Consider the following 14981-nt stretch of genomic DNA (forward strand, 5'->3'; position numbering starts at 1 on the left):
TATTTCCCCTCAGGCCTTGATCGTAGGACGAACAGTTACGTCGCCACCAGTAGCACCAGGAACCGCGCCTTTCACAACAAGAACTGAACGTTCAGCGTCGATAGCAACGATTTCAAGACCCTGTGTAGTTACGCGTTCAGCACCTAAATGGCCAGCCATTTTTTTGCCTTTGAACACGCGACCAGGAGTCTGGTTTTGACCTGTAGAACCTAGAACACGGTGAGAAACAGAGTTACCGTGAGTAGCGTCTTGAGTACGGAAGTTCCAACGCTTAACACCACCTTGGAAACCTTTACCTTTAGACTGACCAGTTACGTCAACGATTTGACCAACTGTAAACAGATCTACACCGATAGTAGCGCCAACTTCACGACCTTCAAGCTCAGCTTCTGAAACGCGGAATTCTTGAACCAGACGACCAGCAGCAACACCAGCTTTCGCAAAGTGACCTTTCTGAGCGTTAGTTACGCGAGATTCGCGACGTTCACCAGTAGTGATTTGAATCGCTTGATAACCATCAGTTTCAAGCGTTTTGATTTGAGTGATGCGGTTAGGATCAACCTCAATCACTGTTACAGGTACAGAAACACCAGCATCTGTAAAGATACGTGTCATACCGCACTTGCGACCGACTAAACCAATAGCCATGTGCATAAACCTCTAAAAAAGCGGCCTAATTAACTTAGAGTGTTAATTAACCCGAAAGCCTTAACCCAAAGCGATCTGAACATCAACACCAGCTGCAAGATCTAACTTCATCAATGCATCAACAGTTTTATCTGTAGGTTGAACGATGTCGATCAAACGTTTGTAAGTGCGGATCTCGTATTGGTCACGCGCATCTTTGTTAACGTGTGGTGATGTTAAAACGTTGAAACGTTCGATGCGAGTAGGCATCGGGATTGGACCACAAACTTGTGCGCCAGTACGTTTTGCTGTTTCTACGATCTCTTGAGCCGACTGATCAATTAAACGGTGATCAAAAGACTTAAGACGGATACGAATTCTCTGGTTAGACATACCAGTTAACTCCAAGCCAAATATATAAAGAATCACTCTTGACGCATCTCACCCCACTTTAATGAGGGCAAGTGTCAAGAGCAGTGAAATATCACTAAGGTCATGATCGATGCCACGACTGTCACGATGTTAACTACTTTATTCGTAGCCAACCCCCTTTCATCAAAGGGTCGCCCATTATAGCGATTGTTTAACGCTTAAGCAAATCTCTTTTTAACTTTTTCCTCTTTTTTTACGTTTATCTATTGAGGCTCTTGTTTAAAAATAAATCAGCATGAGGTTTTTTGCAAAACGTACTCTATAGCCTGGTTTAGTATTTGATTTCCTTTAATAAAGTCACTTTTAGGCATACTTTTTAATTGACGTTCAGTTTGTACATATTGACCGGAAAAATGCTCTAACTCTTCATCATTTTCTAAAAATAGTTGTAGCACCTCGGGGGTTATTTCAGGATGAAATTGAAATCCCAAGACATTTTTTCCAATTTGATACATTTGATTGCGACAGACATCATTTTCAGCCAGATGAATAGCGCCTTTCGGAATTTCAAAGGTTTCACTATGCCATTGCATCACCTTAAATTGTTCTGGTAACTCAAAGCACTGTTCAGGTACATGCTTCACCTTGCGTACCTCGGTCAAACCCAACTCCTGCTGTTCATTACGCCTGACCGCCGCCCCCAAAGCATTGGCGATCAGTTGCCCACCTAAACACAGACCAATCGCAGGTTTCCCCATAGACAGATAACGTCTGATCCAGCGCTTTTCCACTTTCAACCACGGATAATTTGCTTCATCGTTCACACTCATTGCCCCACCCATAATGATGAGCAAATCTACATCTTCCACTTGCGGTAAAGCTTCGATGTCGAGCGGTCGATCTACAGGTAAAGCGAAAAATTCAGTTGCGGTAATTTTAGCGTGGTGCTGTTTTAAAAACGGATAACAACTGCCGAACCCTTCGCCAGCAATATGCTGAAAATAATGTACTTTTAAATGCGACTTCATGCCCCTCGCCTATTGTTCTAGCTTTGTTATAGGTTTAGCAAGAATGAAGCCAACTTTATATGTGCATTAACCTTTCTATACATTTCGGCATTTATATAGCCTATTCCGCGTGTTTCTCTTAAGCTAAGGTTAATTTTGATACGACTTAGAGCAACACCTTGAAAAAAAACGCGCAAACAGCACTGATTCATGCACCACGAAAGGCCCCACAATATATTTCTACGGTTCAACCTCCCCTGTTTCGTGCATCGACCATTATTTTTGAGAACACCGATGCACTGTTTAATCGCCACTGGACGGATGACTATGACTATAGTTATGGCACCCACGGCACGCCTACAACGTTTACGTTAGGCGACAATATTGCCCAGGTCGAAGGTGGACAATATTGCTTGCTGGCACCAAGCGGTTTATCCGCCATTAACCTGGTGAATTCATGTTTTCTTGCTCAAGGTGATGAAGTCTGGGTGGCAGACAACATTTATGGGCCAAATATGGAACATCTACGAAATCTGCAAACGCGTTATGGTATTAGCGTTAAAGTCTATAACCCGATTGATGCGGAGACTTTCCAGCCCACCGATCGAGCCAAACTCATCTGGTTAGAAGCAGCAGGTTCCGTGACGCTGGAATTTCCCGACCTGATCAATCTGGTGAAAAAAGCCAAAGCGCACAACATCCTGACAGCACTCGACAATACCTGGGGTGCAGGCCTGGCTTTTAATGCCTTCGATTTTAGCGATGAGCATTTGGCAGTGGATATGACCGTGCATGCGCTGACCAAATATCCAAGTGGTGGCGGTGACATCTTAATGGGTTCTGTCGTGACCCGTGATCAAAAGCTGCATCACCAGTTATTCCGGATGCATGCCATTCAGGGGATTAGCGTGTCGGGCGACGATGTGGCACAGATCCAACGCAGTCTGGCTTCAATGCAAGTGCGCTATCAACACCAGTCTGAAAGCTGCCTGACACTGCTGCACTGGCTCAAACAGCAACCAGAATTTGTCCAAGTGCTGCATCCTGCCGATGCAGAATCCGCAGGACATCTGCATTGGAAAGAAATTTGCACAGATGCACAGAGTGCAGGTCTGGTCAGCGTGATTTTCAAACCTGAATATACCCAGGCAGATATCCGTAGATTCTGCGATGCACTGGAACTGTTTAAGCTGGGCTTTAGCTGGGGCGGACCGCTCAGTCTGGTCATGCTGTATAACCTGAAAGATATGCGTGTTTTAGAACATACACATTTACAACAAGGTTTACTGGTTCGTTTTTGTATAGGACTGGAACATCCGGCAGATTTAATCCAAGATATAGAAAATGCATTAAAACAGTTGCCTGCACGACAACATGAATAAAATAAAATAGGAAAAAATATGGGTACACCACTCGTTATTGCCAAGAAAACCGCCAACACTCAACAAGAGATTGTTTTACATTCACAGTTTGCCAACCGTCATGGCCTGATTGCCGGTGCGACAGGAACAGGAAAAACCGTCACCTTAAAAGTATTGGCAGAGAATTTTTCCCGCATTGGTGTGCCCGTATTTCTCGCCGATGCCAAAGGCGATGTTTCCAGCCTGGCCAAAGCAGGTGAAAGCAATCCAAAGTTTGATGAACGCATCAAAAGCCTGCATATTGAGTCCATCCCCTTTGCCGCATCTCCTGTAGTATTTTGGGATTTGTTTGGCGAGCAAGGCCATCCTATTCGCAGCACAGTTTCTGAAATTGGACCGCTGTTACTGGCACAAATCCTGAATTTGAATGACACCCAGGAAGGGGTACTTTCAGCAGTGTTCCGCATTGCCGATGATCAGGGCTTATTGCTGATTGACTTTAAAGACTTAAAGTCCATGCTGACTTATGTCAGTGAACATGCCGCCGAATTCAAGGCGGAATATGGCAATCTGTCTCCCGCAAGTTTAGGCGCCATTCAGCGCAATTTACTGGCACTGGCCGATCAGGGCGGTGACAAGTTCTTTGGTGAACCGGCACTCGACATCCTGGATTTTATTCAGACTGACAGCCAGGGGCGCGGCAACATCAATGTGCTGGCTGCCGATAAACTGATGAATACCCCCAAGCTGTACGCCACCTTTTTGCTCTGGATGTTGTCTGAACTGTTTGAACAGCTGCCTGAAGTGGGCGATCTGGACAAACCGAAACTGGTGTTCTTCTTTGATGAAGCACATTTGCTGTTTGACAATGCCAGTCCGGCGCTACAGGAAAAAATTGAACAGGTGGTACGATTAATTCGCTCCAAAGGTGTGGGGATATACTTTGTCACGCAAAATCCGCTGGATTTACCTGAAAGCGTACTGGGTCAGCTCGGCAACCGGGTGCAACATGCCCTACGCGCCTTTACCCCTAAAGACCAAAAAGCCGTCAAGACCGCTGCCGATACTTTCCGCGCCAATCCTGAATTTAAAGTGGAGCAGGCCATTACCGAACTGGGGGTCGGTGAAGCCCTGATTAGCTGTCTGGATGAGCAAGGCACACCACAAATGGTCGAGCGCGGCTGGGTAATGCCTCCCTACTCTTCCTTTAGCCCGATTAGTGCTCAAGAACGTCAAGCCTGTATGAATCAAAGCGTAATTGCGGGCGTGTATGAAAAGCAATTGGACCGTGATAGTGCCTTTGAAATGCTGCAAAACAAAGTCGCTGAACGGCAACAGCAAGCCCTTCAGGCAGAACAAGAAAAAGTAGCAGCGAAAGAAAAGGAAGCTTTAGAAAAACAGCAAGCCAAGGAAGCGGAAGTATTGGCCAGACAGCAAGCACGTGAACAAGAACGCCTGGCACGCGAGCAACAAAAAGAGGCGGAACGCGCAGCCAAACAACGCGAAAAACTCACCCAGGATATTGTGGGAACTTTTGCCAAAAGTGCTGCACGCAGCCTGGGGAGCAGCACCGGACAGAAAATCGTGCGGGGTTTACTGGGTTCACTATTTGGTAAACGATAATTCAATAATCTGATCAATTATTAAGAAATTATGGGATATTTTTATATTCCATATTTTTTTTATGGTTTTGTTAATTCTCCCTATTGTCAAAACACCCTATAAGATGTATTTTAAATACATCTTATAAATAACCGCCATGAGAGATCAAACATGACTCCGCAGCAAATTGACCTAGTAAAAGCAACAGTTCCTGTACTTCGCGAAAATGGCGTAGCCCTGACTGGTTATTTTTATAACCGCATGCTGGGCAATAATCCAGATCTAAAAGAAACTTTTAATATGGGGCATCAGCGCAGTGGTGCACAGGCGCAAGCCTTGGCAGGCGCAGTATTGGCTTATGCTGAAAACATTGAAGATCCTTCCGTGTTGTTGCCTGTGGTTGAGTTAATCGCGCACAAACACGTTAGCCTGAACATTCAAGCACCTGACTATAATATTGTTGGTGAAAACCTGCTCCATTCAATCAGTGAAGTGTTAAGCATTTCAATGGACGATCCACTGATTGGTGCCTGGGCAGCAGCCTATGGTCAACTGGCAGACCTGTTCATCAGCACCGAAAAAGCTATTTACGATCAGCATCAACAAACCAAAGGCAGCTGGTTAGGCTGGCGTAACTTCAAGATTGCCAAAAAAGTAGTTGAAAGCGATGAAATCACATCGTTCTATCTGCAACCTGTCGATGGCGGTGCATTGCCGAAATATGAAGCGGGCCAATATATTTCAGTACGTGTTTTCGTTGAAGAACTTGGCTTGAAACAACCTCGTCAATATACGCTTTCAACTAGCCCTCAAGCGGACTATTTACGTATCTCGGTAAAACGTGAAGACCAAAAAGGCGACATGGTTCCAGGTTGGGTATCGAATACTTTACATAGCCTGCCAGAAGGTTCAGAAATTGAAGTTTCAGCACCAACAGGTAATTTTTACCTGATTGACCCAAATAAACGTAATGTGTTTATCAGTGGCGGTGTAGGCCTGACTCCAATGATTGCCATGCTGAATCAGCTGGTGACGCTGGATATGCCACAACCTGTGACATTCATCCATGCCTGCCGTAGCAAACAAGTGCATGCAATGCATCAGCACATTCAGGACTTAAAAGCAAAATATCCACGCCTCAGCACATTTACCGCTTATGAATTCCCACATCCAGGCGATAAATTAGGTGAAGATTATGATGTTGCCGGTCGCCTGGACTTAAGCAACATGGATAGCGCATTGTTACCTGTCAATGCCGACTACTATCTCTGCGGCCCAATGCCATTTATGGCTGAACAGCAAAAGGCGCTGGTTGCTCGCGGCATTCCTGCTGAAAATATTCACAGTGAAGCGTTTGGCACAGGTGGCGTTAAGCACTAACCCGCTGGGTCAGCATAAAATAAAGAGAGGGTTAGTCTGGTTATGCTAGACTAACCCTAATTTTTTACTTAAAAACATCAGTATTATCATGCAACTGAATAAATTCACTGACTATGCCTTGCGTATTTTAATCTATATCGCCCAACCGCGAGATATGCCTTATACCATTGCAGAAATTGCTCAGGACCTGCATGTGTCCAAAAACCATTTGGTGAAAATTGTGCACTTTATGGGCAAACAGAACTGGCTGATTACTACACGTGGCAAAGGCGGCGGTATTGCGCTCAACCCCGAAGCGCTTGAAATGCCCCTCGGTCAAATCGTGCGGATTCTGCAAGGTGAAAACCAGATTGTCGAATGCAATACCCCTCCTTGCGTACTGCGTCCTCAATGCGGTCTAAAAGGCATTCTTGATCTGGCACTCGAACAATTTTATCTTAGTCTGGACCAATACACCCTGGCTCAGGTTTTAAATAGCTCTCCTGCGGCAAAGTACACCACCCAATCCCCGATCCAGATGATCAATCTTTAATTCCTGCGCTTGCAAAGTTCGCTTGACCGAACGACTTCCTTTATAATGTTCGCTTGTAGATCATTTATTGAAGTTGAGTTATGCATCACAGCAGAGGAAAATCCAAAAACAGTAAGACAGCCCATGCGCCTAAGCAAAAGATCAGCTATGAGAAAAAAGTTGATCCTGCCATTACTGAGTACTCTGTTCGCGCGTTGAACTGGTTGCGTAAAGCCGAATTCTTGATGAGTGCGCCAAAGCTGAGCCTGTGTGTTGAAGACACCGGTTATGAAGTTGCTTTTGCCGGACGTTCCAATGCCGGTAAATCTAGCGCTATTAATGCCTTAACCAACCAAAAGCAGCTGGCACGCGCCTCTAAAAAGCCGGGCCGTACCCAAATGATCAACTTTTTCAGCCTGGGTAATCCAGAACAGCGTCTGGTCGATTTGCCAGGTTATGGTTATGCAGCCGTACCGGAAGCGATGAAAATTGTCTGGCAAAAAGAACTGGAAAATTACCTGATTCACCGTAAAAGCCTGCAGGGCTTGGTATTGCTGATGGATATTCGCCATCCACTGCAACATTTTGACGTGATGATGCTGGAATGGGCCTATTCACGTAAATTGTTCGTGCATGTTTTGCTGACCAAATCAGACAAACTGAATCGTGGACCGGCATCCAAAGCCTTGCAGGAAGTGAAAGCGGCATTGAAAAAGATGAAGCTGGATTTCTCCATTCAGTTGTTCTCGTCACTCAACAAGCAAGGCCTGGAAGAGCTGGCCAGTGTCATGGGTGGCCGATTGAACTTCACCCTTGAGCAATCCACACAATTTGATCTGGACAGCATTCCTGAAGCGAGCCTTGGTGATCTGGATGAACCACTCGAATCTTTAGATGTTGCAGAGGAAGAGTGCGAAACCGAAATTGCAGAAGATGCCACCGATGCAAGCCGACAAGCTGATTGATGGGGTCTGATTGAGCTAGACTGTCCGACAAAAATCATCATCAATTGATATTTCCGTGTCCCGTATTGCTAATCACAATGCGGGACATTTTTTTCATACTGGCCTTGAGCTCAAGTGCAGCACTGCACGCCAAAACAATAAGGACAGCATGATGAAACTTTTCTCCCGTTTAAGAAACTCCAAACTCGGCTCATCAATTGCCTATCATATTCATCCGCGTAAAGTAAAATTCGAGTGGCAGGACACCCCGATTGACTGGATTCCAAATCAACCTTATGTCAGCTATTTTATTAATGAAATCAACATGATTTTGCCTGCCGGCGAATTCTGGTTCTGTCGTTTATACAACAAGGTTTTGCCGCAAATTCAGGATGAAAAGCTGAAACAGGATGTACAGGCCTTTATCCGTCAGGAAGCCATGCATGCCCAGGCCCATAACTCGGCCAACAAAGAATATCTTACCGTGCGTAACATTGATATCCAGCGCAATCTGGATGTGATGGATTTCCTGTTCAGTCAACTACTTGCCGATCAGCCTTTGGGTGTAAAAGTACCTAAATTGCTTGAACATCAATGGGATTTATTCCGCCTTGGCATTATTGCCACGGTAGAGCACATGACTTGCGTACTGGGGAAATATGCCCTGTACAACCAGGAGTGGGAAAAACTGGGGGCTGACCCTGCCATGCTGGATCTGATTAAATGGCACGGCGCAGAAGAAATTGAACACCGTACCGTCGCCTTTGATTTGTATCGTCATCTAGGGGGCAGTTATATTGCCCGCTATTATTTAAGCATTATTGTAATTGTGGCAGTGATTGGCTTGTGGGTCGATGGCACGGCTCATCTGCTCAAGCAGGATCCACGTTTTCAGTCTATCCGCCCTGCAGTGTACAAGCCGTGGATCTGGCACGAATGGTATGCCATTGCCCAACGTGACAACAATTTAATGCCCAGCCCCTTCTGGCTGGTATCACAGCAACTGGGCTATTTGATGCCCTGGTACGATCCGCTGCATGAAGCCAAAACTGAAGATGCCATTGCTTACCTGAATCACTCCCCTGCGGCCAAACGTGCAGCCAAACTGAAAGTGGCCTAATCCTTTTATCATTCATTTGATAATTAAATACATGTATACAATTTAACCACAACAGGGCTTTATGCCCTGCTTTTTATTTGTTTTAAGATAAAAGTCGAGGAAAACAACAATAAGGATCATTTTATGCAAGCACGGATTTCAGTCATTACACTGGGGGTGCGTGACCTGGAAGCATCTTTGCATTTTTATCGCGAAGGCTTGGGTTTACACTGTGAAGGAATTATAGGGCAGGAATTTGAATATGGTGCGGTGGCCTTTATTGAACTGCAGTCAGGTCTGAAACTGGCTTTATGGCCGCAAAGCAGCATTCAACAGGATACCGGACTGGAGCTGACGCCAATGTGTGCCACTCAAATGACGTTGGGACAAAATGTCTATAGTCCGCTGGAAGTGGATCAGGTCATGGCTCAGGCAGCACATGCCGGCGCCAAAATCATTAAACCCGCACAAGCCACTTTTTACGGGGGGTATGCGGGTTATTTTCAAGATCCGGATGGCCATGTCTGGGAAATCGTGTTTAATCCCAGCTGGGAAATGGATTAGGACACTTCTGGTTCACGGCTATAACGATCCACCACCACGCTAATCATCATATCGCCCTGAACATTGACCACGGTACGCACAGTATCCAGCAGACGGTCAATCGGCAGCAAGATTGCAATGGCTTCTGCCGGCAACCCGACCGATTGCAGCACCATAATCATGGTGACCATGCCTGCGCTTGGAATACCCGGCGCACCTAAGGAGGCAATCATGGCGGTTGCACAGACCACCAGCTGCTGACCGATACTCAAGTCCAGCCCCATCAGGTTGGCAATAAACAAAGCCGCAGCTGCCTCATACAGTGCCGTGCCATCCATATTCAGCTGGGTGCCCAAGGGAATTACAAAGCCTGCCGTTTGTGGACGTACCTTTAAATTTTCCTGTGCGCATTTCATTGACAGTGGCATGGTGGCCGAACTGGAACTGGTGGCAAATGCGGTAATCAGTGCCGCTCGGGTACCCTTGAAAAAGGTGACTGGACTCATCTTGCCAAAAATCCATAGCAACAATGGCAATACCACTGCACCATGAAAAATGGTGGTTCCGGTTACTACGGCGGCAAACTCGGCCAGACGGCTTAATACGGAAATGTCTTCGGTTGAAATCAGTTTCGCCAGCAAGGCAAAAATGCCGAGTGGGGCCAGCTTCATCACCCAGCTGATCATCATCATCATGATGTCAAAAAATTGCAGGCTTAACTTGCGTACACTGCGGAAATTCTCTCCGCCTTTGACCAGCGCCACGCCAATAAACAGGGCAAATACCACGACCGCCAGCACATTGCCTTCAGCAAAGGCTTTAAAGGGGTTAATCAGGGTATTTTGAATAAAATTGGTAAAGAAGGAAGATGGCGTCAAGGTGTCCGGCGTTTGATGGCTGTTCATGGCATCCTGAAACATCACAATATCCACGCCCTGCCCCACCTTAAACAGGTGCGCACAGCTTAATCCCAAAATCAGCGCCAAGGTGGTGGTGGTGACACAGCACAGCAGGGTGATTTTCCAGACCCGACCCAGCTGTCCACCGGCCTGCAAGTTCGAAACCCCAACCACGATCGAACTGAAAATCAGCGGAATCAGCAGCATCTTTAGCAAACCAATAAAAATGCTGCTGGCCAGCCCCAAACCATAGAGGCTGATATCAAAAAACCGGGTATCGGGAAACAGATTTAACAGAAAACCAAATGCCACCCCTAAAATCGCAGCAATCAATATTTGTGTATTTAAGCTCATTACCACATGCTTTTTATCATTAAGTCCTGTCAGGCACTATGCCATGCCCTATTTTTAGAATCGAGAATTTTTTTGTCACAAGCTCAGCAGAAATAGATCAAAGCCAGTAACTCACTTTATCTGAATCAACAATACTTTAATAAACTGATGGCATAGAATCTGCTTATGCATAGATACTCATTCAGCCAATAATTAAAAGAGAAGCCATATGAAAAAAATCATGCTCATGACTGCACTCCTTCTCAATATAAGCGTAGCCGTTGCCCATTCAGGCCATGGCTGCCACAAAGATGTTTCCGAGGACATCCCTCGCTGCCATTAAACGACCATAAAAAACCGGACAGCAGGTCCGGTTTTTTTATGACAGTTCAGCCCTTATTGGGTTTCAATTTCACGCAAGCGAATCAAACCTTCCTGGGTCGTGCTACACACCAGCTCACCATTTTGCCACATGCGGCCGAAATTCAGTCCGCGCGAACTGACACTGACGGTCGCCTCCATATCATAAAGCATCCATTCATCGACACGGAATGGCTTATGGAAATACATGGCATGGTCAATGCTGGCACATTGCAGACTTGGGGAAATATAACTCAGACCGTGTGGACGCAGAGCCGTGGTCATTAAAGTAAAGTCTGAATAGAACGCAGCAATGGCCTGATGCAGCGAAATTTCATCAACCTTCTGGGCAATCTGGCCATGGGTACGGATATAGTGAGCGTATGATGGCGCTTCAGGCTGAGGCTGAAATGGATTAACCGGCATCACCGGACGAATTTCCACATGACGGTCACGCATAAAGCTGGCACGCACATTTTCCGGCACGAATTCGACCAGCTGTGCTTTAAGTTCTGCTTCACTTTTCAGGTCTTCAACCGCAGGATATTCCGGCTCTGAAATCTGGTAATTCAGGCCTTCTTCCGGATTGGCAAATGAAATCATGGCGGTAAAAATCGTGCGTCCATGCTGAATGGCACGCACCTGACGACTGACAAAACTCTTGCCATCCCGCAGGCGGTCTACTTCATAAATAATCGGCGCATTGACATCTCCCCCATATAAAAAATAGGCATGCAAGGAATGCGCAGGACGATTTGTGGTATAGGATGCCGCGCGTAATGCCTGGCCCAGCACCTGCCCACCAAAGACCCGCTTACCGACCAGATTACGGCTTTGACCTCGGTAAATATTTTCTTCAATTTTTTCAAGGCTCAGTAATTCAACCAGTTCTTGGGTTAAGGCGTTCATAAGCAACCTGTTTTTAATGTGGGATACCTAAAATCTAGGCGAAAAATTTCAATCAATCAGCTAAGCTATAATGGCTATTTTGCCACAAATCCCGAGGAAAGCCCTAAAGTTCTACTGACTGGCCTGTCACGCGATTTGTGCTGAATATTCGCTAAAAATACGATTTTTAACGATAAAATTTAACACTCGAAATGCATTTTGTCAGAAAATGACATATTGTTTTAAATTACAATGATGCAAAACTGTTTCCCCCTCAGAAAATCTGTGGTTTCGGTCATTTAAGTAGGAGTATGTATGTCCAAGAGTGGCTTTGGTCAAATCTATCGTCAGCTTTCCAGTAAGCTGCTTGACCTGGTGGTAACCCCACATGTTCTTGGTGAGGTTCCTACTGAACCGACAACTACAGAAGTAAATTCCCAGACAGAGCAACCTGTTCAACAAAAAGTGGTGTGCTATGTATTACAAAATTATTCGCGCAGTAATGCCCTGATTGTCGATGGCGAAACCCGCCGGCTAAAACTGTCACCGGCATTAGATCCGCTGGTGGTGGGCGATCACAAGGAAAAAGCATCGATACTATTTCTACAGCACCATGATGAAAACAATTTACTCAATTCTCCGCCGCATGCCTTTCCGCCGCGCTTATTGCGCCTGATCGAGATTCTGGAACACCATCCTCAGGTGGATATTGAACTGATTCCGGTCACCGTATTATGGGGACGTTCGCCAGACAAAGAAGACTCCTGGCTGAAACTTCTGTTTACCGATACATGGGCAACGCCTGGTACCGTTAAACAGTTGGTGAATATTGGTCTGCATGGTCGTCAATCCTATCTGGAATTCCATCAGGGCCAGTCTTTACGCCAGCTGATCGAATTTGCCAAACAGACCCATCCAAACCTGTCACCTGCAACGTATATTCTGAATAAACTAAACAACTATCTGGACGGTCAGCGTGAAGTCGTGCTCGGTCCGGATCTATCCGACCGCCGTAACGTGATGCATTCACTGATCAAATCTAGGGATGTTCAGGATGCCATCCGCCGGGAAAGCATCCGTGGCAAAATCAGCATGATTGAGGCTGAACGCCGTGCCATTGGCTATTTAAACGAAATTGTATCGGACTATTCGCATTCAGCCGTGCGTTTTGCCGATATGGCGCTGACCCGTTTATGGACCCAGCTCTATGACGGCGTAGAGGTACATAATTTCAGTACCGTGCGTGAACTGGCCAAAGACTACGAGATTATCTATACCCCCTGTCACCGCAGTCACATCGACTACTTATTGCTGTCTTATGTGATTTATAAACGTGGCATGATGGTGCCGTACATTGCCGCGGGCGATAACTTGAACATGCCTTTTGTCGGGCAATTATTGCGTGGTGGCGGTGCCTTCTTTATTCGCCGTACTTTCCGCGGTAATGGTTTATATACCACTGTGTTTAAAGAATATCTTTTCAATATTCTGTCCCGTAACACGCCACTGGAATACTTTATTGAAGGCGGCCGTTCACGTACCGGGCGTTTGCTGCCACCGAAAACCGGCATGCTAGCCATGACCGTGCATGGGCATTTGCGTGGCCGCTCTAAGCCGATCGTGTTTGTACCGACCTATATTGGCTATGAACGCCTGATGGAAGGTGCCACCTATGTCGGCGAAATGAACGGTAAAGACAAAGAATCCGAATCGATCATGGGCATTTTGAAAACCCTGCGCAAAATCGAACGTATCTTTGGCCAGGTGCATGTGAACTTTGGTGAGCCGGTATTCCTGGATGATATGCTGAAACAGCATGGCGCGGAAAATATTAAAATTGCCAAGAATGATGATCCGATTCCGCAAGAAGTCTCGGATACAGTGAACAGTGCTGCCCATGCCATTTTGGAAAACATTAACCGTGCCGTGGTGATCAATCCGGTATCGCTGCTTTCGCTGATTCTTTTGGCTACGCCTAAACACACGCTGGATGAAGAGATCTGCATCAAGCAGCTGGATGCCTACCGCAAGCTGTTGACTGCATTGCCTTATGATGCACGTACTCAGGTGACACCGCTTTCAGGCAAGGAAATTATTGGCTACGGTTTAAAACTGAAACTGATTAAACGCGTGAAGCATGTCCTGGGCGATATTATTGCTATTGAAGACAATCAGGCGGTATTGCTGACTTATTTCCGCAATAATATTTTGCATGCCTTCGTGTTGCCATCGCTGATTGCTGCGCTGGTTGAACATAACGGTTCGATTCGCCGTGGCGATTTGATTAATGTCATCCGTACGCTTTATCCATTCCTGAAAGCGGAACTGTTCCTGAAATGGAAAAAAGATGAAGAGCTGAAAGATCAGATCTGTGCCTATGCAGAAGCGTTGATTCAGGCGAAACTGATTTCTGAAGATAGCGAGGGCAACCTGGTTTCTCCTGCACCAAATTCAGAAGATCACAACCAGCTGGTGGTGCTCGCTGCGCCTGTGATGCAAAGTCTGGAACGTTACTACATGACCCTGGCTTTAATCACCCAGCGTGGTTCGGGCAATATCTCCACCCGTCAGGTGGAAGAGCTCAGTCATCTGGTCGGTCAGCGTCTGTCGGTCCTATATGAATTCAACTCGCCAGAATTCTTTGATAAATCGCTGTTCCAGAGTTTTATTAAGGTTCTGACCCAACAGGGCTATATCCGCAACAATGAAGATAACGCCATTGTGTTTGACGAGAACTTCCAGAACGTGGCGCAGTACGCCAACCTGGTACTGGATGATGTGACCTTGCAGATGCTTCAGCACATTACCACCTTCAGCGATGAAGAGCTGAAAGAAGCGTTGGATGCCGTTGCAGCGCAGCAGGCAAAACGCCGTTTGAAACGGAAGAAGAAATAATCTTCATTCTCCGTTCCCTCTTCTTCTAGGAGAGGAATAGGGAGAGGTCTGTTAAATACTATCCTGAGCTAGAGATAAAGTACTGCTTTAAATCTAGCGCAAGTGAGGGCTAGGGAGAGATTGATTAAAAACCCTCTTCCTAACCTCCTACTATAGGGAG

General features: G+C 46.1%; 13 protein-coding genes. 8 read left to right on the forward strand and 5 right to left on the reverse strand.

Translation table 11 applies throughout. The annotated features are described in order from the left end of the window. Positions 1-9 precede the first annotated feature (9 nt). From rplC to H4I94_RS11650, 3 genes are all read right to left on the reverse strand, one after another. Positions 10-648 (reverse strand): 50S ribosomal protein L3, encoded by a 639-nt coding sequence (gene rplC, locus H4I94_RS11640; protein WP_086195775.1) that lies wholly within the window; start codon positions 646-648, stop codon positions 10-12. Between the two features lie 60 nt (positions 649-708). Beyond that, positions 709-1020, reverse strand: a complete 312-nt coding sequence (gene rpsJ / locus H4I94_RS11645; RefSeq protein ID WP_000070912.1) for a 30S ribosomal protein S10 — start codon at positions 1018-1020, stop codon at positions 709-711. A gap of 269 nt (positions 1021-1289) precedes the next feature. After that, positions 1290-2027: a type 1 glutamine amidotransferase gene (locus H4I94_RS11650; RefSeq protein WP_092820768.1), complete on the reverse strand. Its 738-nt coding sequence runs from the start codon at positions 2025-2027 to the stop codon at positions 1290-1292. 158 nt (positions 2028-2185) lie between these two features. Between H4I94_RS11650 and H4I94_RS11655 the strand changes: the two genes are divergently transcribed. The 7 genes from H4I94_RS11655 to H4I94_RS11685 all read left to right on the forward strand — a co-directional run bounded on the left by H4I94_RS11655 (position 2186) and on the right by H4I94_RS11685 (position 9467). Further along, positions 2186-3388 (forward strand): PLP-dependent transferase, encoded by a 1203-nt coding sequence (locus H4I94_RS11655; RefSeq protein WP_261183192.1) that lies wholly within the window; start codon positions 2186-2188, stop codon positions 3386-3388. Between the two features lie 18 nt (positions 3389-3406). Then, positions 3407-4990, forward strand: coding sequence for a DUF853 domain-containing protein (locus H4I94_RS11660; RefSeq protein WP_261183193.1), 1584 nt, complete (start codon positions 3407-3409; stop codon positions 4988-4990). 150 nt (positions 4991-5140) lie between these two features. Further along, entirely contained in the window at positions 5141-6349 is a 1209-nt protein-coding gene (gene hmpA / locus H4I94_RS11665; RefSeq protein WP_200223231.1) for an NO-inducible flavohemoprotein, read from the forward strand. Positions 6350-6437: 88 nt separating this feature from the next. Then, positions 6438-6881 carry an RrF2 family transcriptional regulator gene (locus tag H4I94_RS11670; protein WP_261183194.1) on the forward strand — a complete coding sequence of 148 codons (444 nt, stop codon included), beginning with the start codon at positions 6438-6440 and terminating at the stop codon, positions 6879-6881. An 80-nt stretch (positions 6882-6961) separates the two neighbouring features. Continuing rightward, complete coding sequence (yihA, locus tag H4I94_RS11675) at positions 6962-7825, forward strand: ribosome biogenesis GTP-binding protein YihA/YsxC (protein ID WP_092820758.1); 864 nt, start codon at positions 6962-6964, stop codon at positions 7823-7825. A 151-nt stretch (positions 7826-7976) separates the two neighbouring features. Continuing rightward, a complete protein-coding gene (locus H4I94_RS11680) occupies positions 7977-8924 on the forward strand; it encodes a metal-dependent hydrolase (protein ID WP_261183195.1) in 948 nt (315 codons plus the stop codon). Between the two features lie 123 nt (positions 8925-9047). Continuing rightward, positions 9048-9467 carry a VOC family protein gene (locus H4I94_RS11685; protein WP_261183196.1) on the forward strand — a complete coding sequence of 140 codons (420 nt, stop codon included), beginning with the start codon at positions 9048-9050 and terminating at the stop codon, positions 9465-9467. Here the strand turns inward: H4I94_RS11685 and H4I94_RS11690 are convergent. Continuing rightward, entirely contained in the window at positions 9464-10699 is a 1236-nt protein-coding gene (locus H4I94_RS11690; RefSeq protein ID WP_261183197.1) for a dicarboxylate/amino acid:cation symporter, read from the reverse strand. The two genes, H4I94_RS11685 and H4I94_RS11690, sit on opposite strands and share 4 nt — an antisense overlap. A gap of 375 nt (positions 10700-11074) precedes the next feature. Then, positions 11075-11947 (reverse strand): acyl-CoA thioesterase, encoded by an 873-nt coding sequence (locus tag H4I94_RS11695; protein WP_261183198.1) that lies wholly within the window; start codon positions 11945-11947, stop codon positions 11075-11077. 294 nt (positions 11948-12241) lie between these two features. On the opposite strand from H4I94_RS11695, the gene plsB reads away from it, so the two are divergent. Further along, on the forward strand, positions 12242-14821 hold the full coding sequence (gene plsB / locus H4I94_RS11700; RefSeq protein WP_261183199.1) for a glycerol-3-phosphate 1-O-acyltransferase PlsB: 2580 nt from the start codon (positions 12242-12244) through the stop codon (positions 14819-14821). Positions 14822-14981: the final 160 nt, after the last annotated feature.

It is taken from the genome of Acinetobacter sp. T_3_1 (assembly GCF_025377055.1).
In the GTDB taxonomy this organism is placed as follows: domain Bacteria; phylum Pseudomonadota; class Gammaproteobacteria; order Pseudomonadales; family Moraxellaceae; genus Acinetobacter; species Acinetobacter kookii.